At 68.5% G+C, this 21,237-nt stretch carries 20 protein-coding genes; 13 read left to right on the top strand and 7 right to left on the bottom strand.

The window, feature by feature from the left end; translation table 11 throughout:
- Positions 1–42 precede the first annotated feature (42 nt).
- Entirely contained in the window at positions 43–1,446 is a 1,404-nt protein-coding gene (locus AC5Y30_RS24510; RefSeq protein ID WP_499921745.1) for a DNA polymerase IV, read from the top strand.
- On the opposite strand, the gene AC5Y30_RS24505 is transcribed toward AC5Y30_RS24510, so the two are convergent.
- Positions 1,411–2,367 (bottom strand): asparaginase, encoded by a 957-nt coding sequence (locus AC5Y30_RS24505; RefSeq protein WP_499921717.1) that lies wholly within the window; start codon positions 2,365–2,367, stop codon positions 1,411–1,413. The two genes, AC5Y30_RS24510 and AC5Y30_RS24505, sit on opposite strands and share 36 nt — an antisense overlap.
- A 54-nt stretch (positions 2,368–2,421) precedes the next feature.
- Between AC5Y30_RS24505 and lspA the strand changes: the two genes are divergently transcribed.
- Entirely contained in the window at positions 2,422–3,048 is a 627-nt protein-coding gene (gene lspA, locus AC5Y30_RS24500) for a signal peptidase II (protein WP_499921715.1), read from the top strand.
- The gene (locus AC5Y30_RS24495) at positions 3,041–3,967 is read left to right on the top strand and encodes an RluA family pseudouridine synthase (protein ID WP_499921713.1); all 927 of its coding nucleotides are present in this window, start codon (positions 3,041–3,043) and stop codon (positions 3,965–3,967) included. Before lspA ends, AC5Y30_RS24495 begins: the two co-directional genes overlap by 8 nt.
- A gap of 1 nt (position 3,968) precedes the next feature.
- Here AC5Y30_RS24495 and AC5Y30_RS24490 read toward each other — a convergent pair whose 3' ends face one another.
- Both AC5Y30_RS24490 and AC5Y30_RS24485 read right to left on the bottom strand, forming a co-directional pair.
- Complete coding sequence (locus tag AC5Y30_RS24490; protein ID WP_499921711.1) at positions 3,969–4,727, bottom strand: class I SAM-dependent methyltransferase; 759 nt, start codon at positions 4,725–4,727, stop codon at positions 3,969–3,971.
- Between the two features lie 128 nt (positions 4,728–4,855).
- Positions 4,856–5,266, bottom strand: a complete 411-nt coding sequence (locus AC5Y30_RS24485; protein WP_499921709.1) for a group I truncated hemoglobin — start codon at positions 5,264–5,266, stop codon at positions 4,856–4,858.
- Positions 5,267–5,550: 284 nt separating this feature from the next.
- Between AC5Y30_RS24485 and AC5Y30_RS24480 the strand changes: the two genes are divergently transcribed.
- From AC5Y30_RS24480 to dnaE, 4 genes are all read left to right on the top strand, one after another.
- Positions 5,551–6,591 (top strand): SDR family NAD(P)-dependent oxidoreductase, encoded by a 1,041-nt coding sequence (locus AC5Y30_RS24480; RefSeq protein ID WP_499921707.1) that lies wholly within the window; start codon positions 5,551–5,553, stop codon positions 6,589–6,591.
- Between the two features lie 4 nt (positions 6,592–6,595).
- Positions 6,596–7,399, top strand: coding sequence for an SDR family NAD(P)-dependent oxidoreductase (locus tag AC5Y30_RS24475; RefSeq protein ID WP_499921705.1), 804 nt, complete (start codon positions 6,596–6,598; stop codon positions 7,397–7,399).
- A 111-nt stretch (positions 7,400–7,510) separates the two neighbouring features.
- A complete protein-coding gene (locus AC5Y30_RS24470; RefSeq protein WP_499921703.1) occupies positions 7,511–7,942 on the top strand; it encodes a type II toxin-antitoxin system Rv0910 family toxin in 432 nt (143 codons plus the stop codon).
- Between the two features lie 122 nt (positions 7,943–8,064).
- Positions 8,065–11,604 carry a DNA polymerase III subunit alpha gene (gene dnaE / locus AC5Y30_RS24465; RefSeq protein WP_499921701.1) on the top strand — a complete coding sequence of 1,180 codons (3,540 nt, stop codon included), beginning with the start codon at positions 8,065–8,067 and terminating at the stop codon, positions 11,602–11,604.
- A gap of 96 nt (positions 11,605–11,700) precedes the next feature.
- Here the strand turns inward: dnaE and AC5Y30_RS24460 are convergent, their stop codons facing one another.
- Together AC5Y30_RS24460 and AC5Y30_RS24455 are read right to left on the bottom strand one after the other, a co-directional pair.
- A complete protein-coding gene (locus tag AC5Y30_RS24460) occupies positions 11,701–12,639 on the bottom strand; it encodes an MBL fold metallo-hydrolase (protein ID WP_499921699.1) in 939 nt (312 codons plus the stop codon).
- The gene (locus tag AC5Y30_RS24455) at positions 12,636–13,085 is read right to left on the bottom strand and encodes a PPOX class F420-dependent oxidoreductase (protein WP_499921697.1); all 450 of its coding nucleotides are present in this window, start codon (positions 13,083–13,085) and stop codon (positions 12,636–12,638) included. The genes AC5Y30_RS24460 and AC5Y30_RS24455 overlap by 4 nt, the downstream gene beginning before the upstream one ends.
- 61 nt (positions 13,086–13,146) lie before the next feature.
- Between AC5Y30_RS24455 and AC5Y30_RS24450 the strand changes: the two genes are divergently transcribed.
- From AC5Y30_RS24450 to AC5Y30_RS24430, 5 genes are all read left to right on the top strand, one after another.
- Positions 13,147–13,548 carry a helix-turn-helix domain-containing protein gene (locus tag AC5Y30_RS24450; protein WP_499921695.1) on the top strand — a complete coding sequence of 134 codons (402 nt, stop codon included), beginning with the start codon at positions 13,147–13,149 and terminating at the stop codon, positions 13,546–13,548.
- Complete coding sequence (locus AC5Y30_RS24445; protein WP_499921693.1) at positions 13,545–14,015, top strand: VOC family protein; 471 nt, start codon at positions 13,545–13,547, stop codon at positions 14,013–14,015. The genes AC5Y30_RS24450 and AC5Y30_RS24445 overlap by 4 nt, the downstream gene beginning before the upstream one ends.
- A gap of 64 nt (positions 14,016–14,079) precedes the next feature.
- On the top strand, positions 14,080–15,906 hold the full coding sequence (gene fadD11, locus AC5Y30_RS24440; RefSeq protein WP_499921691.1) for a fatty acid--CoA ligase FadD11: 1,827 nt from the start codon (positions 14,080–14,082) through the stop codon (positions 15,904–15,906).
- Positions 15,903–17,795 carry a lysophospholipid acyltransferase gene (locus AC5Y30_RS24435; RefSeq protein WP_499921689.1) on the top strand — a complete coding sequence of 631 codons (1,893 nt, stop codon included), beginning with the start codon at positions 15,903–15,905 and terminating at the stop codon, positions 17,793–17,795. Before fadD11 ends, AC5Y30_RS24435 begins: the two co-directional genes overlap by 4 nt.
- Before the next feature lie 105 nt (positions 17,796–17,900).
- Positions 17,901–18,677 carry a DUF6065 family protein gene (locus AC5Y30_RS24430; RefSeq protein WP_499921687.1) on the top strand — a complete coding sequence of 259 codons (777 nt, stop codon included), beginning with the start codon at positions 17,901–17,903 and terminating at the stop codon, positions 18,675–18,677.
- Here AC5Y30_RS24430 and AC5Y30_RS24425 read toward each other — a convergent pair.
- Entirely contained in the window at positions 18,674–20,152 is a 1,479-nt protein-coding gene (locus tag AC5Y30_RS24425; RefSeq protein WP_499921685.1) for an FAD-dependent oxidoreductase, read from the bottom strand. The two genes, AC5Y30_RS24430 and AC5Y30_RS24425, sit on opposite strands and share 4 nt — an antisense overlap.
- Entirely contained in the window at positions 20,149–20,556 is a 408-nt protein-coding gene (locus tag AC5Y30_RS24420; protein WP_499921683.1) for a hypothetical protein, read from the bottom strand. The genes AC5Y30_RS24425 and AC5Y30_RS24420 overlap by 4 nt, the downstream gene beginning before the upstream one ends.
- 96 nt (positions 20,557–20,652) lie before the next feature.
- Between AC5Y30_RS24420 and AC5Y30_RS24415 the strand changes: the two genes are divergently transcribed.
- Positions 20,653–21,204, top strand: coding sequence for a TetR/AcrR family transcriptional regulator (locus AC5Y30_RS24415; RefSeq protein ID WP_499921681.1), 552 nt, complete (start codon positions 20,653–20,655; stop codon positions 21,202–21,204).
- The last annotated feature ends 33 nt before the right edge of the window (positions 21,205–21,237 follow it).

Raw genomic sequence — 21,237 nt, 5'->3', positions numbered from 1 at the left:
TTAGTCGAACTGGCCCGGCGGGTGGGCCCTAGCATCGAGGGAGTGGAGTCGCGGTGGGTGCTGCACCTGGATATGGATGCGTTCTTCGCCTCCGTCGAGCAGCTCACCCGCCCGACGCTGCGCGGCCGCCCGGTGCTCGTCGGCGGGGTGGGCGGGCGCGGCGTCGTGGCCGGCGCCAGCTACGAGGCCCGAGTGTTCGGAGCGCGTTCTGCCATGCCCATGCATCAGGCCCGCCGGCTGGTCGGTGTGAATGCAGTGGTGCTGCCGCCGCGCGGCGTGGTCTACGGACTGGCCAGCCGGCGCGTCTTCGACACCATTCGCGCCGTGGTGCCCGTCGTCGAGCAGCTGTCCTTCGACGAGGGTTTCGGCGAACCCGCCCAACTCGCGGGCGCGTCCGCCGAGGACGTGGAGGCGTTCTGCGAGGACCTGCGGCGGGTGGTCCGCGATCACACCGGCCTGATCGCCTCCGTGGGCGCCGGTTCGGGCAAGCAGATCGCCAAGATCGCGTCCGGACTGGCCAAGCCCGATGGGGTCCGGGTGGTGCGCCGCGAGGAGGAACGACTGCTGCTCGGCGGGCTGCCGGTGCGCAGGCTGTGGGGTATCGGGCCGGTCGCCGAGGAGAGGCTGCATCGTCTCGGGATCGAGACCATCGGCGAGCTGGCCGCGCTGACCGAGGTCGAGGCGGCCAACATCCTGGGCGCCACGATCGGGCCCGCGCTGCACCGGCTGGCGCGTGGCATCGACGACCGCCCGGTCGCCGAGCGCGCCGAGGCCAAGCAGATCAGTTCCGAATCGACCTTTGCCGTCGACCTGACCAGCCTGGAGCAGTTGCGAGAGGCCATCGAGCCGATCGCCGAGCACGCCCATCACCGCCTGCTGCGCGATGGCCGCGGCGCGCGCACCGTGACCGTCAAGCTGAAGAAATCCGACATGAGCACGCTGACCCGGTCCGCGACGCTGCCCTACGCCACCACCGAGGTTGGCGCGCTGGTCGGCATGGCCCGCCGGCTGCTGCTCGATCCGCGCGAGATCGGCCCCATTCGCCTTCTCGGCGTGGGCTTTTCGGGGCTGAGCGACGTGCGCCAGGAGTCGCTGTTTCCGGACCTGGAACTGCCGGAGCCGCAATCGGATTCACCGTCGGCCGAGACCGCGACCGAGGCGATGTTCGCCCCGGGCCCAGCGGAGGCCGCGGGGTGGCGGATCGGCGACGACGTGGCCCACCGGGAGCTCGGGCACGGCTGGGTACAGGGGGCGGGCCACGGCGTCGTCACCGCGCGATTCGAAACCCGCAGCTCCGGTCCCGGTCCGGCCCGGACGTTCCCCGCCGACGGCGGCGACCTGGTGCGCGCCAACCCGGTGGACTCACTGGATTGGCCCGATTACACCGGCGGGCTGCAGGCCGAGGCGCTGTCAGCCCCACCGCGCGACGACGTCGGCGACCGGTAGCTCCGCGGCCAGCGCGGCGATCAGCAGGACGCGCGCCTGAGGCGGTCGCAGCCGCGGCACCAGCACGGCCCCGGCGGCCGCCATCTCGTGCCCGGGGCCATAGCTGGCGCCGACCCGCCCGCCCGGGACGCGGGTGGACACCGCGACGACGACCCCGTCGCCGCAGTGCCGGCGCACCGCCTCGACCACCGCCGGCCCGGCGTTTCCCGAACCCAGCGCCTCGAGCACCACGCCCCGCGCCCCGGCGGCCACGCACGCGTCGAGGGCCACCCCGTCGCTGCCCAGGTACGCCGCAACGATGTCGACGCGCGGCGCGGCGGCCGCCCGCAGATCGCCGACGTACGGCCGGGTCTTCGGGCCGGTGAGTGTCACCTGGCCGGTCACGGCGCCGAGCGGTTGACCGATGAAGCCGCTCAGGTCATCGGTGGCCACCTTGCTCATGCCCAGCGGCTGCAGCACCCGGCCGGCGAAACACAGCACCACGCCTAAGCCGCGGGCGGCCGGGCTGGCCGCCACCGCCAGCGCGTCGCGCACGTTTCGGGGGCCGTCCGCATCGGCGGCGTCGGCGCTGCGCATCGCCCCGGTCAGCACGACCGGCGCCTGGCCCGCATAGGTGAGATCGAGCCAGAGCGCGCTCTCCTCCATGGTGTCGGTGCCATGGAGCACCACCACACCGTCGGCGCCGCCGTCGACCGCGGCCGTCACCGCGTCACGGATCCGGTCCCAATCGGCCAGCGTCAGCTCCGAGCTGTCGACCGCCAGCAGGTCCACGACGTCCACGTCGTGTTGTTCGCGGAAGGGCGCCGTCAGATCCGCCCCGCTGTACGAGGGTCGGTGCACCCCGTCGGCGCCGGTGCCGGTCGATATCGTGCCTCCGGTGGCGATCACGGTGAGCCGGGCCATGCTGGCATCATTGCGCATCGCCCCTGCGCGAACATGACTAGCCTGCGTGGGACAGTAGGGGATGATGGGGAAGTGCCTGAAGAACCAACGAAGTCGACCGAGCCGGTGACCTCGGCCGAAGAGGCCGGTGCGGCCGCCCCGGTTGAGCGGGACGCGCTGCCGGGGACCGACGCGGCACCCAAACCTGCGCCACGGCGGCTGCGGCTGCTGCTGTCGATCGCGGCGATAGTCCTGATCCTCGACGTCGTCACCAAGGTCCTCGCCGTCAAACTGCTGCCGCCCGGCCAGCCGGTGCCGATCATCGGCGACACGGTGACCTGGACCCTGGTGCGCAATTCGGGCGCGGCCTTCTCGATGGCGACCGGCTACACCTGGGTGCTGACCCTGATCGCGACCGGTGTGGTTGTCGGCATCTTCTGGATGGGGCGGCGGTTGGTGTCGCCCTGGTGGGCGGTGGGCCTGGGCATGATCCTCGGCGGCGCCATGGGCAACTTGGTCGATCGCTTCTTTCGCGCCCCGGGACCGCTGCGCGGGCATGTCGTGGATTTCCTGTCGGTCGGCTGGTGGCCGGTGTTCAACGTCGCCGATCCGTCGGTGGTCGGCGGCGCCATCCTGCTGGTGGTGCTGTCGATCTTCGGGTTCGACTTCGACTCCGTCGGTCGGCGCAAGGGCGACGGCGGAGACCGTACGGGTGAGTGACCGCTCCATGCCCGTCCCCGAGGGACTGGCGGGTATGCGCGTGGATGCCGGGCTGGCACGGCTGCTGGGATTGTCGCGCAGCGCGGCGGCCGCTCTTGCCGAAGACGGCGGTGTCGAACTCGATGGTGTGCAGGCCGGCAAGTCCGACCGGTTGACCGGCGGCGCATGGCTGCAGGTGCGCCTGCCCGAGGCGCCCGCGCCGCTGCAGAACACGCCCGTCGACATCGAGGGCATGACGATCCTGTACTCCGATGACGACATCGTCGCTGTCGACAAGCCTGCGGCGGTGGCCGCGCACGCGTCGGTGGGCTGGACCGGGCCCACGGTGCTCGGTGGGCTGGCCGCCGCCGGTTACCGGATCACCACGTCGGGGGTGCCCGAGCGGCAGGGGATCGTGCATCGCCTCGACGTCGGCACGTCGGGGGTGATGGTGGTGGCGCTGTCCGAACGGGCTTACACCGTGCTCAAGCGGGCGTTCAAACAGCGCACCGTCGACAAGCGCTATCACGCGCTGGTGCAAGGACATCCGGACCCGTCCAGCGGCACCATCGATGCGCCGATCGGGCGTCATCGCGGCGGCGAGTGGAAGTTCGCCGTCACCAAGGACGGCCGGCACAGCCTCACCCACTACGACACCGTGGAGGCGTTCGTCGCCGCGAGTCTGCTCGACGTGCACCTGGAAACCGGCCGCACCCACCAGATCCGGGTGCATTTCTCCGCGCTGCACCACCCGTGCTGCGGTGACCTCGTCTACGGTGCCGACCCGAAGCTGGCGAAAAGGCTTGGGCTGGAACGGCAATGGCTGCACGCGCGTTCGCTCGGCTTCGCCCACCCCGCCGACGGCAGGCGGATTGAGATCGTCAGCCCCTACCCGCCGGATCTGCAGCACGCGCTCGACGTGCTGCGCGACGAGGGCTGACTCAGCCCGGCTTTCTGGCCTCGACGAGGAGGCGTACCGAATGGGTGACGAACGGCCCTTCGGATTCGATGCGCTGGTGCAGTTCGAACAGCCGCTCGCGGTAGCGCTGCACGGTGAAGTCGGGGACCGTCCAGATCACCTTGCGCAGGAAATACACGACGGCGCCGATGTCGAAGAACTCGGCGCGCATCCGTTCCATCCGTAGATCCACGATCTGCAGGCCGGCCGCCTCGGCCTGGGCGCGCACGGCGTCCGGGTGGAACTCGGCCCATTTCTGTGGTTGCGGACCGATGAAGTGCTCGACCAGCTCGCCCATGGTGGCCGGCCCGATCTGCTGGGCGAAGTAGGTGCCGCCGGGCCGCAGCACCCGCAGGATCTCGGTCCACCAGACGGAGATCGGATGACGCGTGGTCACCAGGTCGAAGGCGGCATCGCCGAACGGCAGCGGCGGCTCGTCGGAAGTCGCGACGACCACCACGCCGAGCGGATGCAGGCGCTGGGTGGCCAGCGCGGCGTTAGGCGGCCAGGTCTCGACGGCCGCCATGGTGGGCGGGAACGGCGCCGCGCCGGACAACACCTCCCCGCCGCCGGTGTGAATGTCCAGCGCGGCCGACACCGTCGCCAACCGGTCCCGGAGCAGGCGCTGGTAACCCCACGACGGGCGTTCCTCGGTGGCCCGGCCGTCCAGCCACGAAAAATCCCAGCCCTCGACCGGGGCGGCGTCCGCCTCGGCGATCAGGTCGTCAAATGTGCGCCGCATGTCACGCATGCTAGGCGCCGCTGCCGGGCACGCGCCGATGCCGGGGACGCGCCGAGATTGCCGCCACGGTCGTGATCCCCCCATGACCGCAGCCGCCGCGGCAATCTCGGCGCAACCGCGGCAACCGCTCAGACGTTGACCTTGCCGGCGTCGGCCGTCGCGATCTCTGGAGCAAGCGGTGCGATCGCGCCGAGAATCTCGGTCACGGTCTTGGACGGCACCCCCGCGGCCGCCAGCGCGTCGGCCAAATGTCCGGCCACCAAACTGAAGTGGTGCATCGTGATCCCGCGGCCTTGGTGTACCTGCCGCATCGGGGCGCCGGCGTAGGGCTCCGGGCCGCCCAGGGCGGCGGCGAAGAACTCGACCTGTTTGCCCTTGAGGCGGTTCATGTTCGTGCCGGTGAAAAAGCCGGACAGCTGATCGTCGGCGAGCACCCGAACGTAGAAGTCCTCGACCACGACTTCGATCGCCTCGTGTCCACCGATGCGGTCATAGATGGGTGCCGGTGCCGGCTTGCGGAAGCGCGCCAGAATTTTCATGAGCACGATTGGAACATCTCGGCGTTGCTCGTCGGTAAGTGCGCGATCACGGCCGGATTGCCTTGTGTAACAAGCGGATTGCCCAACGCTGGCGGTAGTACTGGTCGGGCCGTGAGAGTGGTCGCGGTGTTACATGACCGCAATCCGCATCGGGGTGAGCCGCCGATGTCCTAGGTTGGCTTAATGATGCACGTCACATCACTCGCACAGCCCCGCAAGGCGGTCGTGGTCTACGGGCAGGCCAGTTGTGGTCGGGGGGCTCACATCATCAGGAGCGAAAGCCGATGAATCTTGGTGACTTAACGAACTTGGTGGAGAACTCGATCGGAAACCTGGTGGAAAAGCCGCTGGCTACGGTGTCTCACCTCGTCAACACCCCGAACTCGGCCGGACGGTACCGGCCGTTCTATCTGCGGAACCTGCTGGACGCGGTGCAGGGCCGCACGCTCGAGGAGGCCGTCAAGGGCAAGACCGTCCTGATCACCGGGGGATCGTCGGGCATCGGTGAGGCCGCCGCGAAGAAGATCGCCGAGGCCGGGGGGACCGTGGCGCTGGTCGCCCGCACCCGGGAGAATCTGGAGAAGGTCGCCGACGAGATCCGCGGCGACGGCGGCACCGCCGAGGTGTATCCCTGCGACCTGTCCGACATGGACGCGATCGCGGCCATGGCCGACCAGGTGCTCAGCGACGTCGGCGGCGTCGACATCCTGGTCAACAACGCCGGGCGGTCGATCCGGCGCTCACTCGAGCTGTCCTACGACCGCATTCACGACTATCAGCGGACCATGCAGCTGAACTACCTGGGCGCGGTCCAGCTGATCCTCAAGTTCATCCCCGGGATGCGCGAGCGCGGACACGGGCACATCGTCAACGTCTCCTCGGTGGGCGTGCAGACCCGCGCGCCGCGCTTCGGCGCCTACATCGCCAGCAAGGCCGCGCTGGACAGCCTGTGCGACTCGCTGCAGGCCGAGACCGTCAACGACGGCGTCAAGTTCACCACGGTGCACATGGCTTTGGTGCGCACCCCGATGATCAGCCCGACCACGCTCTACGACAAGTTCCCGGCGCTGACGCCGGACCAGGCGGCCGGGGTGATCGCGGACGCGATCGTGCACCGGCCCCGCCGGGCCAGCTCGCCGTTCGGGCAGTTCGCCGCCGTCGCCGATGCGGTCAACCCGGCGGTGATGGATCGGGTGCGCAATCGGGCGTTCGCCATGTTCGGCGACTCGAGCGCCGCAAAGGGCGATGAGAAGTCAAGCGACACAACGGAATTCGACAGACGCAGCGAGAACTTCGTGCGGGCGACCCGAGGGATACATTGGTGACACCATGAGCCTTCCAAAACCTGACATTCAAACCACCGTTGTCATCACGGGCGCGTCGTCCGGCATCGGCGCCGAACTGGCTCGCGGGCTGGCCCGTCGTGGCTTCCCGCTGTTGCTCGTCGCGCGGCGCCGCGAGCGCCTCGACGAGTTGGCCAACGAGGTCGGCCAGGAGTACTCGGTCGCCATCGAGGTGCTGCCGCTGGACCTCGGCGACAGCAAGGGCCGCGGCAAATTGGCGGACCGGTTGCGCAGCGAGCCGATCGCCGGCCTGTGCAACAGCGCAGGTTTCGGGACCAGCGGGGTGTTTCACGAGCTGCCGCTGGAGCGCGAGAGCGAAGAGGTCACCCTCAATGCGCTGGCGTTGATGGAACTGACCCACGCGACGTTGCCGGGCATGGTCAAGCGCGGTGCCGGCGCGGTGATGAACATCGCGTCCATCGCGGGGTTTCAGCCGGTTCCGTTCATGGCGGTGTACTCGGCCACCAAGGCTTTCGTGCAGACGTTCTCCGAAGCGGTGCACGAGGAGTTACACGGGACCGGCGTGTCGGTCACCTGTCTGTGCCCGGGGCCGGTGCCGACGGAGTGGGCCGAGATCGCCAATGCCGAGCGGTTCAGCATCCCCATTGCGCAGGTGTCGCCGCGCGACGTGGCCGAGGCGGCCATCGGCGGCATGCTGTCCGGCCGGCGGACGGTGGTGCCCGGCGTGGTGCCCAAGGTGGTCAGCACCGGCGGCCGGTTCGCGCCGCGCAGCCTGCTTTTGCCCGGCATTCGGATCGGCAACCGATTCCGCGGCGGGCCCAAGAAGTAATCTTTCGCCGAGCTGGGGGCACCTCCCGCTTGCGGACGTCACGCTAGCGTGGCATCGAGCACCCAGCGTCACGCCAGCGTGGCGGTCGGGGAGTGAGCAAGGAGGATTCGCGTGGCCGCTGTGGACCTGACCGCCGACGTCCCGATGACCCCGCAAGACATGTGGGACCACGTCTCCGACCTGTCGGACCTGGGCGACTGGCTGATCATGCACGAGGGATGGCGCGGCGAACTGCCCGACGAGATCGCCGAGGGCACCCAGATCGTCGGCGTGGCGCGGGCCAAGGGACTGCGCAACCGGGTGACTTGGACGGTCACCACGTGGGACCCGCCGCACGAGATGGCGATGTCAGGGTCCGGCAAGGGCGGGGCGAAATACGCCGTCACCCTCAGCGTGCGGCCCACCGCGGAGGGGTCGACGCTGGGTCTGCGCCTCGAACTGGGCGGACGGCCGCTGTTCGGTCCGGTGGGCTCGGCGGCGGCGCGCGCCGTCAAGGGCGACGTCGCGAAGTCACTGCAGAACTTCGTCGAGTTGTACGGATAAACCGGTTCGTGGCGATCGCAAGCGCGGCGAAGCCGGGCGCGGCGGGTCGCCACCAATAAACACAGACACACGCCGCGACACGCCGAACTCGTGTCGGTCCGCGGTCATAGACTGGCGTCCCTATGAACCACTCGTCCTTCGTGCACCTGCACAACCACACCGAGTATTCGATGTTGGACGGTGCCGCGAAGATCGCGCCGATGCTGGCCGAGGTGGACCGGCTGCAAATGCCCGCGGTCGGGATGACCGACCACGGAAACATGTTCGGCGCCAGCGAGTTCTACAACGCGGCGACCAAGGCCGGGATCAAGCCGATCATCGGCGTCGAGGCCTACATCGCGCCGGCCTCGCGCTTCGACACGCGGCGCATCCTGTGGGGCGACCCGGGCCAGAAGTCGGACGACGTGTCGGGCAGCGGCTCCTACACGCACATGACGATGGTGGCCGAGAACGCCACCGGCCTGCGCAACCTGTTCAAGCTGTCCTCGCTGGCGTCGTTCGAGGGTCAGCTCGGCAAGTGGTCGCGGATGGACGCCGAGATCATCGCCGAACACGCCGAGGGCATCATCGCCACCACCGGCTGCCCGTCGGGTGAGGTGCAGACCCGGCTGCGGCTGGGCCATGAGCGCGAGGCGCTGGAGTCGGCCGCCAAGTGGCGCGAGATCTTCGGCGCCGACAACTACTTCCTGGAGCTGATGGACCACGGGCTGTCCATCGAGACGCGGGTCCGCGACGGGCTGCTGGAGATCGGCCGCAAGCTGGGCATTCCGCCGCTGGCCACCAACGACTGCCACTACGTCACCCGCGACGCCGCCCACAACCACGAGGCGCTGCTGTGCGTGCAGACCGGCAAGACGCTCTCGGACCCCAACCGGTTCAAGTTCGACGGCGACGGCTACTACCTGAAGTCGGCCGCCGAGATGCGACAGATCTGGGACGGCGAGGTCCCCGGTGCCTGCGACTCGACCCTGCTGATCGCCGAGCGGGTGCAGTCCTACGACGAGGTGTGGGCGCCGCGCGACCGGATGCCGATCTTCCCGGTGCCCGAGGGTCACGACCAGGCGAGCTGGCTGCACCACGAGGTGCTGGCCGGGTTGGCGCGCCGCTTTCCGTCCGGTGTCGGCCAGGACTACATCGACCGGGCCGAGTACGAGATCAAGGTCATCTGCGACAAGGGCTTCCCGTCCTACTTCCTGATCGTCGCCGACCTGATCAACTACGCGCGGTCGGTCGACATCCGGGTGGGGCCGGGGCGTGGCTCGGCGGCGGGCTCGCTGGTGGCCTACGCGCTGGGCATCACCAACATCGACCCGATCCCGCACGGTCTGCTGTTCGAGCGCTTCCTCAACCCGGAACGCCCGTCGGCGCCCGACATCGACATCGACTTCGACGACCGTCGTCGCGGCGAGATGGTGCGCTACGCCGCCGAGAAGTGGGGCTCCGACCGCGTCGCCCAGGTCATCACCTTCGGCACCATCAAAACCAAAGCGGCGCTGAAGGATTCGGCCCGCATCCACTATGGCCAGCCCGGCTTCGCGATCGCCGACCGGATCACCAAGGCGCTACCGCCGCCGATCATGGCCAAGGACATTCCGCTGTCGGGCATCACCGACCCTGGCCATGAGCGGTTCAAGGAGGCCGCCGAGGTCCGCGGCCTGATCGAAACGGACCCGGACGTGCGCACCATCTACCAGACCGCGCGCGGCCTGGAGGGCCTTATCCGCAACGCCGGTGTGCACGCGTGCGCGGTGATCATGAGCAGCGAGCCGCTGACCGAGGCCATTCCGCTGTGGAAGCGGCCCCAGGACGGCGCGATCATCACCGGCTGGGACTACCCGTCGTGCGAGGCCATCGGCCTGCTGAAGATGGACTTCCTGGGCCTGCGAAACCTGACGATCATCGGCGACGCCCTGGAGAACATCAAGAGCAACAGGGGAATCGACCTCGACCTGGAATCGGTGCCGCTGGACGACAAGCCCACCTATGAGCTGCTCGGCCGCGGCGACACCCTGGGCGTGTTCCAGCTCGACGGTGGGCCGATGCGAGATCTGTTGCGCCGCATGCAGCCCACCGAGTTCAACGACATCGTCGCGGTGCTGGCGCTGTACCGGCCCGGGCCGATGGGCATGAACGCGCACAACGACTACGCGGACCGCAAGAACGGTCGTCAGGCGGTCAAGCCGATCCACCCCGAGCTCGAGGAGCCGCTGCGCGAGATCCTGGCCGAAACCCACGGGTTGATCGTCTACCAAGAGCAGATCATGTTCATCGCCCAGAAGGTCGCCTCCTACACGATGGGCAAGGCCGACGCGCTGCGTAAGGCGATGGGTAAGAAGAAGCTCGAGGTGCTCGAGGCCGAGTACAAGGGCTTCTACGAGGGCATGACCGCCAACGGCTTCTCCGAAAAAGCGGTGAAAGCGTTGTGGGACACCATTCTTCCGTTCGCCGGTTATGCGTTCAACAAGTCGCACGCGGCCGGCTACGGCCTGGTCTCCTACTGGACCGCCTACCTCAAGGCCAACTATCCGGCCGAGTACATGGCCGGCCTGCTGACGTCGGTGGGCGACGACAAGGACAAGGCGGCCGTCTACCTGGCCGACTGCAGAAAGCTCGGCATCACCGTGCTGCCGCCGGACGTCAACGAGTCGCTGGTGAACTTCGCCTCGGTGGGGCGCGACATCCGGTTCGGGCTCGGCGCGGTGCGCAACGTCGGCGCCAACGTGGTCGGCTCGCTGATCGGCACCCGCAACGGCAAAGGCAAATTCACCGACTTTTCGGACTACCTGAACAAGATCGACGTCGCGGCCTGCAACAAGAAGGTCACCGAGTCGCTGATCAAGGCGGGGGCATTCGATTCGCTGGGTCACGCCCGTAAGGGTCTGTTCCTGGTGCATACCGACGCGGTCGACTCGGTGCTGGGCACCAAGAAGGCCGAGGCGATGGGCCAGTTCGACCTGTTCGGCGGCGGGGAAGACGGGGTCGGCTGCGACTCCGTGTTCAACATCAAGGTGCCCGACGACGAGTGGGAGGACAAGCACAAGCTCGCCCTGGAGCGAGAGATGCTGGGCCTGTACGTGTCCGGGCATCCGCTCAACCAGGTGGCGCACCTGTTGACCGCTCAGGTCGACACCCAGATCCCGGCCATCCTCGACGGTGATGTCCCCAACGACGCCCAGGTGCGGGTCGGGGGCATCCTCGCGTCGGTCAACCGGCGGGTCAACAAGAACGGGATGCCTTGGGCGTCAGCTCAATTGGAGGACCTCACCGGTGGGATCGAGGTGATGTTTTTCCCACAGGCGTACTCCGTGTACGGGGCCGAGATCGCCGACGACGCCGTGGTGCTGATCAAGGCCAAGGTATCGCTGCGCGACGACCGCGTCGCGCTGATCGCCAATGAACTTGTGGTGCCGGACTTTTCCAATGCGCAGCCGAACCGGCCGCTGGCGGTCAGCCTGCCGACACGGCAGTGCACCATCGACAAGGTCACCGCGCTCAAGCAGGTGCTGGCTCGTCATCCCGGCACGGCACAGGTGCATCTGCGGCTGATCAGCGGGGACCGGATCACCACCCTGGAACTGGATGCCTCCCTTCGGGTTACGCCGTCGCCGGCGCTGATGGGGGACCTCAAGGCGTTGCTCGGCCCGGGCTGCCTGGGCGGGTAGACGCCGGCGCGCCCTCCGCCGCTCCTCCGCGAGTGTGAAGTTAGTTTCACACTCGCGCTCGAATGTGAAACTAACTTCACGTTCGACCCCGAACCGCTAACCGGCCAATCGCAACGCGGCCTGGTGATCGTGGGTCGGGATGATTGTGACCGCATGCCGCGCCAGGTGCAGGCGCTGCAGGGTCTTGAAGGTCTCGTCACGATCCTCGTCCACCAAATTGCCTGGATAGCTTGACTTCTGCCGGATCTTGTCGATCTGCAAGTAGTGCCAGGCGGCGTCGCCCGCGATCAGGATCCATCCTCGTGCGGTGTGGGCGAGCACCCCGACGCTGCCCGGGGTGTGCCCGGCAAGGTCGACCAGCAGCACCGAGTGGTCGCCGAAGAGGTCATGGCTGGCGGTGAAGGTCAGCACCGGCGGACCGTCCAGGTCGTATTCGTTGACGGGCCGGTCGCGCAGCGAATCGCGCACGCCGCCGACGGGAGCGACGCCACCCGAGCCGATCCAGCTGTGCTCGCGGCGGTGCAGGTGCACGGGGAGGCCCGGTAGATCCAGCAGACCTGACACATGGTCCCAGTGCGCGTGGGTGGGAAGCGCGAAATCCAGGCGAGCGTCGGGCAGGCCGTTCAGTGCGGTGCGGGTGGGGATCGTGCCGGCCGGCGGGCGGACCGCCACCCGCAGCACGGCGGGCAGCTGGGCGATCGCTCGTCGCTCGACGTCGCCGCAGACCGCGGGGTCTACGATGAACGTCGCCGCCGGGTGGGTGACGACGAACGACGTGAGCGAGTTCTCGATGCGCGCCGGGGTGAAGGCGCCCTCCACGATGGCGGCGGTCGGCACCGGGCGCGGCAGTTGGGGCAGCGCCGTCACCGTCACGGTGCGGCCGGGATCCGGCAGGCCCGCGTCGACGACGCTGCGCAGGAACCGCTCGTCGGGCCGCCTAGGGCGCACCATGCCCAGCACCAATCCCGCTGCCGCACCGCAGCATTGGCGCAAGCCGGGGGAGCGGACGGGGTCCGACGTCGTGGTGCGCGTCATGGCAGCTCCACCCGCACGATGACGCTGTCCGGCCACACGCCGCGATCGCGGGCGCGCCGCAGCTTCTCTCGCGCGCACAGGTCTTGGTGCACGTTGGTCACGCCGGGAAGCTTGATCAGCGGGAGAATGTTCCACTGCCAGCCGTAGCGCCGGTGCAGCACGCGGTTGGCGCGGGCGGCCGCGGCGCCGGACAGCACCGTGGCGCGGCCGGCCACCGTCGTCGCGCCGGGGTGCACCTGGCCCCGGTAGTCGCACGGGACGAGTTCGACGCCACGGCGCGCGGCCAGCCGCCTGGTCTTCGGGCCGACCTTGGTCCGGAACAACACGCCGCCGTCGTCGTCGAACGCGAACCAGATCGGGGTGCCGACGGGCGTGCCGTCGCGGCGGAATGATCGCAGCAGGGCATAGCGAGAACGGTTGAGTTCGGCGTATCGGGGGATGGTCATGACGCCAGTCAATGACTTAGAGTTGGCTCTAAGTCAAGCATCCAATTCTCGGGAGATTGCGATGGCGCCAAGCCTGACGATCGGGGAGGTGGCGCGCCAGGCCGGGGTGGCCGCGACGGCGTTGCGTTACTACGAGCAGATCGGCCTGGTGCCCGAGCCGGCGCGGCTGGGCGGCCAGCGCCGCTACGACGACTCGATTCTGGCCCGCCTCGAGGTGATCGCGCTGTGCAAGTCCGCCGGGTTCTCGCTGGAGGAGATCCAGCTGCTGTTCGCCGACGACGCTCCCGGACGGCCGGTCAGCCGCGCCCTGGCCGAGGCCAAACTGGCCGAGATCGACGCGCACATGGAGTCGCTGGCGCGCGCCCGCGCCGTCATCGAGTGGGGGATGCGCTGCACATGTCCCTCCATTGACGCCTGTACCTGCGGCATTCATCCACCCCACGTCGACAAGGAGTCCGCATGACCCATCCCATCGCGGTGCAGAACTTCTCCCACGTCTGCATCGGCGTCTCCGACATCGAGGCCTCCCTGGCGTTCTACACCGCGGTGCTGGGCATGGACGTGGTGTTCGACGTCGAACTCGAGGGCGCGGGACTGGATTCGGTCACCGGCGGTGCCGCCCAGCGGGGCCGCATGATCGGCGGGCTGATCGGGACGGCGATGGTGGAGCTGTTGTCGTTGGGCGTGGTGCCCGAGTGCCCGAGCGGACCGCACCTGGGCTACACCAACATGTCGTTTCGCGTCGACGATCTCGACGCCGCCTACGAGACGGTGACGCGCGAGCACCCCGGCGTCCGCGCCGAGCCGCCCGTCGACATCGGCGGCGTGCGGATGTTCTTCGTCTATGACCCCGACGGGACGCCGATCGAGCTGGTGGAACTGCCCGGCGGCGCGACGAGCACGGTGCAACTCTGGCGTCCCGGGTCGTGAACGTGCGAACTGGACGTAGGCTCACGAAGGCAGGGCTGATGTCGCGCCGCCGAGGAGGACGGAAATGACGACAGCGCAGGATCCGGTCACCTTCTGCGAGGCTTTCCAGCGCACCGCGTCGGTCGATCCGGAGGCCGTCGCGCTCCGGACGCCCGGCGACACCCAGGTGTTGACGTGGCGAGAGCTCGCGACGCAGGTGCGCAAGGTCGCCGCCGGCCTGGCCGGCCTGGGGGTCCGGCGGGGCGACACGGTGTCGCTGATGATGGCCAACCGAATCGAGTTCTACCCGTTCGAGATCGGCGCCCAACACCTCGGGGCCACATCGTTTTCGGTGTACAACACGCTGCCGGCCGAGCAGCTGACGTACCTGTTCGACAACGCCGGCACCAAGGTCGCGATCTGCGAGGAGCAGTACGTCGACCGCATTCGCGCCAGCGGTGCGCCAATCGAGCACATCGTCTGCATCGACGGTACGCCGCCCGGCACCCTCTCCGTGGACGACCTGTATGGCGCCGCGCAAACGGATTTCGACTTCGAGGCGACCTGGCGGGCGGTGCGGCCCGAGGACGTCATCACCCTCATCTACACCTCCGGGACGACCGGCAATCCCAAGGGGGTGGAGATGACGCACGCCAGTCTGCTGTTCGAGGCGTACGGACTCGACGCCGTGCTGGGCAGCCGGTTCGGCGATCGGACCACGTCGTACCTGCCGTCGGCCCACATTGCCGACCGGATGATGGCCCTGTATCCCCTCGAGGTGTTCGGCACCCAGGTGACTCCCGTGGCTGACGCGCGTGCCGTTGCCGCGGCCCTGCCCGACGTGCGGCCCACGGTCTGGGGGGCCGTGCCGCGAGTGTGGGAGAAGCTCAAGGCCGCAATCGAATTCGTTGTCGCCAACGAAGCCGACGAGACAAAGCGCCAGGCGTTGCGCTGGGCGCTGTCGGTGGCCGGCAAGCGCGCCGACGCTCTGGTGGCCGGCCGTGAGATCTCGGAGGAGCTGGCCGCCGAATGGGCCCAAGCCGACGAGCTGGTGTTGTCGAAGCTGCGCGAGCGGCTCGGGTTCGGCGAATTGCGCTGGGCGGTGTCCGGCGCGGCGCCGATCCCCAAGGAGACGCTGGCGTTCTTTGTCGGGATCGGGATCCCGATCAGCGAGGTTTGGGGCATGTCGGAGCTGAGTTGCGCTGCCAGCGTGGCACATCCGGACGACACGCGGCTGGGCACGGTCGGCAAGCTGCTTCCCGGCCTCGAGGGCAAAGTCGCCGAGGACGGCGAATATCTGATCCGCGGTCCGCTGGTGATGAAGGGCTACCGCAAGGAACCCGCGAAGACCGCCGAGGCGATCGACGCCGACGGCTGGCTGCACACCGGCGACATCATCGAGGTCGACGCCGAGGGTTACCTGCGCATCGTCGACCGCAAGAAGGAGCTGATCATCAATGCGGCCGGAAAGAACATGTCGCCGGCCAATATCGAGAACGCCATCCTGGCTTCCTGCCCCATGGTCGGGGTGATGATCACCATCGGTGAGGGACGGCCGTACAACACCGCGCTGATGGTCTTCGACGCCGACTCCGTCGGCCCGTATGCGGCCCAGCGCGGGTTGACCGACGCCTCGCCCGCGGCCCTGGCGGCTGACCCGGAGGTGGTCGCGGAGATCGCGGCCGGGGTTGCGGCGGGCAACGACAAACTCTCCCGGGTTGAACAGATCAAGCGGTTCCGCATCCTGCCCACCGTGTGGGAGCCCGGCGGTGACGAGATCACGCTGACGATGAAGCTCAAACGCAAGCCGATCATGGCGAAATACGCCGACGAGATCGAGCAGCTTTATGCACCCGAACCGCATCCGGAGGTGCACGAGCCCGCCGAAGCCGCCAAGGTGCAGCCGGTATGAGCGGGGGACCGGCGGCGACCGCCCGGGAAATAGGCCGGCTGGGGGTGCGAAAGCTGTTGCAGCGCACCGGTATGTTCGAGGAATCGGCGTCACCGCTGTCGACGGATCCGGCCGAGGTCGTCGAATTGTTGAGCGCCCCATGGTATGACGACCGGCTGGTCGAGTTGGCCCGCCAGCTCGGGCGTGAGCCGGATAGCGTGCGTGCCGAGGCCGCCTGCTACCTGCGCGAAATGGCGCCCTCGCTCGACGAGCGGGCCGTGAAGGCGTGGCGCAGCTTCAGTTGTTGGCTGATGCGTGCCTACGATGTGCTGACCGATGAGGACCAGATCGCGCACCTGCGCAAGCTGGACCGCAAAGCCACGCTGGCGTTTGCCTTTTCGCATCGCTCCTATCTCGATGGGCTGTTGCTGCCCGAGGTGATCCAGGCCAATCGGTTGTCGCCCGCGCTCACCTTCGGTGGCGCCAACCTGAACTTCTTTCCGATGGGCGCCTGGGCCAAACGCACCGGAACCATTTTCATCCGGCGGCAGACCAAGGACCTTCCCGTCTACCGTTTCGTGCTGCGGGCCTATGCGGCGCAGCTGGTGCAAAACCACGCCAATTTGACCTGGTCGATCGAAGGCGGCCGGACCAGGACGGGCAAGCTGCGGCCGCCGGTGTTCGGAATCCTGCGCTACATCAGCGATGCCGTCGACGAAATCGAGGGCCCCGAGGTGTATTTGGTGCCGACCTCGATCGTGTACGACCAACTGCACGAGGTGGAGGCCATGACCACCGAGGCTTACGGTGCGACCAAGCGGCCCGAAGACTTTCGCTTCCTGGTCCGCTTGGCGCGACAGCAAGGCGAGCGGCTCGGCCGCGCCTACCTCGATTTCGGTGAACCGCTGCCGTTGCGCAAGCGGCTCGAGGAGTTGCGCGCCGAGGAGGCCGGCACGGGCACTGAGATCGAACGGATCGCCCTGGACGTCGAGCACCGCATCAACCGAGCCACGCCGGTCACCCCGACGGCGGTGGTGAGCCTGGCGCTGCTGGGCGCCGATCGCTCACTGTCCATCAGCGAGGTGCTGGCCACCGTGCGGCCGTTGGCCAGCTACATCGCGGCGCGCAACTGGGCGGTGGCCGGCGCAGCCGACCTGACGAATCGCTCGACCATCCGCTGGACCCTGCACCAGCTGGTCGCCTCCGGCGTCGTCAGCGTGTACGACGCCGGCACCGAACCGGTCTGGGGCATCGGGGCGGAGCAGCACCTGGTCGCCGCGTTCTACCGCAACGCCGCCATTCATATCGTGGTCGACCGGGCGATCGCCGAGACTGCATTGCTGGCGGCCATAGAGGACGCCGAGGGTTCGGTGGACGGATTGGTGCAACCGACGGCTGTGCGCGATGAGGCGCTGAGCCTGCGCGAGTTGCTCAAATTCGAGTTCTTGTTCTCGGCGCGCGCGCAGTTCGAGAAGGAACTCGCCGACGAGGTGCGCCTGCTCGGGCGGGTCGATGACACCAGCAAGGCGGCCGGCGCGGCCGACGTGCGCGGGCTGCTGGAGAAGGCCGACGTCTTGCTGGCGCACCTCGTGCTGCGCCCGTTCCTGGACGCCTACCACATCGTCGCCGACCGCCTCGCCGCCTACGACGACGAATCATTCGACGAGAACGCTTTTCTGGCCGAGTGCCTCGAGGTGGGCAAGCAGTGGGAGCTGCAACGCAGGATCGCCAGCGCCGAATCGAGGTCGATGGAGTTGTTCAAGACGGCGCTGCGCCTGGCACGGCATCGCGAGTTGGTGGGCGGCGTCGAGGACCTGGATATCGCCCGGCGGCGTCGCGAGTTCGCCGACGAGATCGCGGCGGCTGTCCGGCGGGTCAACACCATTGCGGAGCTGGCCGGATCGCGCTGAGACGCTGTTTGCCGACGAGCGGCGGGGTTCACGGACCGTTAACGTTTGGTCGCGATAGTGCGTTGGCGAGTGATGGTCGGCATAGGCCGGTGGAGCGAGGATGTGATGAGCGAGAAATCCGGTGGGCAGTCCCGCCCGCTGATCGGCTATGTCACCCACGAGATCGCGCCCCCGATCGGCCCCGCGCCGATAGGCCGGACGTGGATGTCCGAGATTCGGCAGGGCTGGCCGCACCGGTGCCTGCCGATGCTGATCGCCAACCAGAGCGGCTGGGAGGTGCGCAACCGCAGCGCGTTCACCGCGACCTGGATGGGCGGCAACGACCGCGCGAACCTGATGATCGCGCCCGACACCCGCGAGAGCGGTCAGTTCCTGCCCTCCAGCCACTTCGGCTACGGCATCCTGACCTGGCACCTGCCGATGCTGTTTCGCACCCCGCCCGGCTACAACCTGCTTGTCCGTGGGCCGGCCAACCATCCGAAGGATGCCATCTCGCCGCTGGAGGGCATCGTCGAAACCGATTGGTCCAGCTCGAGTTTCAGCATGAACTGGAAGTTCACCCGCGAATTCATGCCGGTGCGATTCGAGGTCGACGAGCCGATCTGCATGATCGTGCCGCAACGGAGGGCCGAGCTCGAGGAGTTCGCACCCGAGCTCAGGCCCATCGAATCCGACGAGGAGCTGTACGCAAAGCACGAGCACTTCCTCGGTTCACGTGGCGCGCTGGGCCGCGAACAGGAAGCCGCGGAGAACGAGAAGGCGCCCTGGCAAGGCGATTACACGCGGGGCCGGCACAGCGACGGCGAGCCCGGTGCGGAAGACCACCAAACCCGCCGTCGCTTGCGGTCGTTCGCTACGCATCGGCCCGAGAACGGGGGCTAGGACGAAATCACCTCGCGGGCAGGGTAACCGCCGCGGTTCGTGATGTTCATGACCGCGGCGGCCGCCTGCGCCGACGCGCCCGCCCACGCGATGTAGCCGTCGGGGCGCACCAGCACGGCCGGCCCGCCGTCGGCCCGCTCGGCCTGCAACGTCCCGGGTGTCTCAACCGGGGCGGCGCCGTATTCGCGGATGAGGACGAAGCCGCCGCCGCGCTGCAGGTGCGTCAGCCGCCCCTCGACGAGGGGGATCGCATCGGCGCGGGTGCCGACCAGGCCGCGCCGGCCGTAACGCAACGTCGTGCCCGCGAAGCTGCCCCCGACGAAATCCTGCACGGCAGCAATCCGAAACAGGTTGGGCACCAGCAGATTACGCAGCCAGATCGCGGGCCGTCGATGCAGCGTCGCGCCGCGGGCGACCATGCCGGACTGCAACAGCACCCGCTTGCCGATCGGGTGGCGTTCGTCCTGGTAGGTGTCCAGCAGCCCATCGTCGGCGCCGCCGAGCACGGCGTCGAGCTTCCAGGCCAGGTTCGCCGCGTCCTGGATACCGGTGTTCATGCCCTGGCCGCCCATGGGGGAGTGCACGTGCGCGGCGTCGCCGGCCAGGAATACCCGCCCGTGCCGGTACTGCGCGACTTGCCTTTCGTCGCAATGGAATCGCGACTTCCAGCCGATCTCGATCACACCGAAGTCGGTCCCCATGGCGCGGCCCAGGACGTCGACGATCTCGTCGTCGTCGACGGGCGCGCTGTCGGGCAGCTGATGGTCGCGGTCCCATACCAGAGCCCGGTACCACGATCCGTCCTCGTCGTGACGGTTGTACGGGGCCAAGAAGCCCAGCACGTCAGCGGTGGTGCCCACCACCAACCCGTTGGCCGACGGGCGGTGCGCCAGCTTGACGTCGGCCAGCATGAGCGAGGTCAGCACCGTCTTGCCGGGAAAGCGGGCGCCCAGCAGCGTTCGGACGGTGCTGTGCGCGCCGTCGGCGCCGATCACGTAGCGCGCCCGCCACGTCTGGCGGTGCGCGGGGTCGTCGTCGCCCTTGGGGCGGGCGGTGACGGTGACGCCGTCGGCATCCTGCTCGAGTGCCATCACCTCGACGCCGCGCCGTATCTCGGCCCCTTCGGACACCGCGTAGCGGCGCAGTGCCGTGTCGACGTTGGTCTGCGGGGTGACCAAGACGAGGGGGTAGGCCGAGTCGAGGCGGGTCAGGTCGAGGCGGGCCTTGGCGAACAGCGTGACGTCCGGTCCGCGCTGGCCTTGCGCCAGCAGTTCGTCGGCGGCGTCACGCGCGTCGAGGAGCTCCAGCGTCCGGGGCATGACGGCGAACGCGCGGCTGGTCGTGTTCTCGGCGGGCCAGCGCTCCAGCACGGTCACCGCCCGCCCGGCGCGGGCCAGGTCACCGGCGGCGGTCAGGCCCGTGGGGCCCGCGCCCACCACCAGGACGTCGACGTCGCGAACAGGGGTTGTGTTCATCGGATCGCTCCTTCCGGTTCGGGGTACCAGCGACGAATGTCGCCGGGGGTGGCTTGGGCTGTGCGGTTGAAGACGAATCGGCAGCCGGGCTGGGTCGCGTGCGCCATGTTGACGATCGACTCGAACAGCTGGGTGTTGCCGGCGACCAGGCGAATTCCGGCGCCGATCAGCACCGCGTCGTAGCGCTTGGCGCGCAGCCACTCGCCGGCCTTCGCGGCGCCGGGGGCGCCGAAGTCGATCAGGCAGTTGTCGACCTGGTAGCCCGCGGCGCGCAGCCCCGCGACATTGTCGTCGTTGGCGGCCCGCAGCAGCTCCTTGGACAGGCCCGCGAACTGGGCGAACTCCGGTGACGAGTAGTCGATCACCTCGGGATCGAGCCCGATCTGGATGACGGTCACGGTCATGTCCGGCCCCCTCGATGAACCGATTCAACAACTGTTGAAATCAACGTAAGCCCATGTAGTAGCGATGTCAACAGTTGTTGAACTACAATTTTCGACATGCCCACCCGGGACGGCAAAGCCACCCGCGCGACAATCCTCAGTGCGGCGCGCAGCCTGTTCTCCGCCCACGGCTTCGAGCGGACCACCATCCGTTCGATCGCGGCCGAGGCCGGTGTCGATCCAGCGCTCGTCATGCATTACTTCGGCAACAAGGCCGACTTGTTCGCCGCGGTCTCCCGGCTCGACATCGCCTTCCCCGACCTCGCCGGGCTCGCCCCGGACCGCATCGCCGACGTCCTGGTGCCGTTCCTGGTACAGGTATGGGATCCGGATGGATCTTTCCTGCCGCTGCTGCGCGCTGCCGCAACCAACCGGGCCGCCGCCGACGCCCTATTGGAAGTGTTCGTCGAGAAGGTGGCGCCGGCCCTGACCACCGTCACTCCCGACCGCGCCGCTGAGCGCACCGCGATGGTGGGGTCGCAGGTGTTGGGAATCGCCATGGCGCGCAACGTTGTTGGCGTTCCGGCCCTGGTCGCGATGGACGACACGACGCTGACGGAGTGGCTGCGCCCGGTGCTCGCCCACTACCTCACCGGCTCGTTACCGTGATCGCGGGCGATCACAGCCGGGAAATCCGCGCCT

It is taken from the genome of Mycobacterium sp. NGS27 (genome assembly GCF_059813005.1).
Note: the sequence above shows the minus strand (reverse complement) of the source record. Positions and strands in the feature narration are given on the sequence as shown.

What these genes read in the sequence shown, in the direction of transcription:
- AC5Y30_RS24505 (WP_499921717.1), bottom strand. Translation starts at nt 2,367, where the DNA reads ATGCGCAATGATGCCAGCATGGCCCGGCTCACCGTGATCGCCACCGGA.
- AC5Y30_RS24490 (WP_499921711.1), bottom strand. Translation starts at nt 4,727, where the DNA reads ATGCGGCGCACATTTGACGACCTGATCGCCGAGGCGGACGCCGCCCCG.
- AC5Y30_RS24485 (WP_499921709.1), bottom strand. Translation starts at nt 5,266, where the DNA reads ATGAAAATTCTGGCGCGCTTCCGCAAGCCGGCACCGGCACCCATCTAT.
- AC5Y30_RS24480 (WP_499921707.1), top strand. Translation starts at nt 5,551, where the DNA reads ATGAATCTTGGTGACTTAACGAACTTGGTGGAGAACTCGATCGGAAAC.
- AC5Y30_RS24475 (WP_499921705.1), top strand. Translation starts at nt 6,596, where the DNA reads ATGAGCCTTCCAAAACCTGACATTCAAACCACCGTTGTCATCACGGGC.
- dnaE (WP_499921701.1), top strand. Translation starts at nt 8,065, where the DNA reads ATGAACCACTCGTCCTTCGTGCACCTGCACAACCACACCGAGTATTCG.
- AC5Y30_RS24460 (WP_499921699.1), bottom strand. Translation starts at nt 12,639, where the DNA reads ATGACGCGCACCACGACGTCGGACCCCGTCCGCTCCCCCGGCTTGCGC.
- AC5Y30_RS24455 (WP_499921697.1), bottom strand. Translation starts at nt 13,085, where the DNA reads ATGACCATCCCCCGATACGCCGAACTCAACCGTTCTCGCTATGCCCTG.
- AC5Y30_RS24450 (WP_499921695.1), top strand. Translation starts at nt 13,147, where the DNA reads ATGGCGCCAAGCCTGACGATCGGGGAGGTGGCGCGCCAGGCCGGGGTG.
- AC5Y30_RS24445 (WP_499921693.1), top strand. Translation starts at nt 13,545, where the DNA reads ATGACCCATCCCATCGCGGTGCAGAACTTCTCCCACGTCTGCATCGGC.
- fadD11 (WP_499921691.1), top strand. Translation starts at nt 14,080, where the DNA reads ATGACGACAGCGCAGGATCCGGTCACCTTCTGCGAGGCTTTCCAGCGC.
- AC5Y30_RS24435 (WP_499921689.1), top strand. Translation starts at nt 15,903, where the DNA reads ATGAGCGGGGGACCGGCGGCGACCGCCCGGGAAATAGGCCGGCTGGGG.
- AC5Y30_RS24430 (WP_499921687.1), top strand. Translation starts at nt 17,901, where the DNA reads ATGAGCGAGAAATCCGGTGGGCAGTCCCGCCCGCTGATCGGCTATGTC.
- AC5Y30_RS24425 (WP_499921685.1), bottom strand. Translation starts at nt 20,152, where the DNA reads ATGAACACAACCCCTGTTCGCGACGTCGACGTCCTGGTGGTGGGCGCG.
- AC5Y30_RS24420 (WP_499921683.1), bottom strand. Translation starts at nt 20,556, where the DNA reads ATGACCGTGACCGTCATCCAGATCGGGCTCGATCCCGAGGTGATCGAC.
- AC5Y30_RS24415 (WP_499921681.1), top strand. Translation starts at nt 20,653, where the DNA reads ATGCCCACCCGGGACGGCAAAGCCACCCGCGCGACAATCCTCAGTGCG.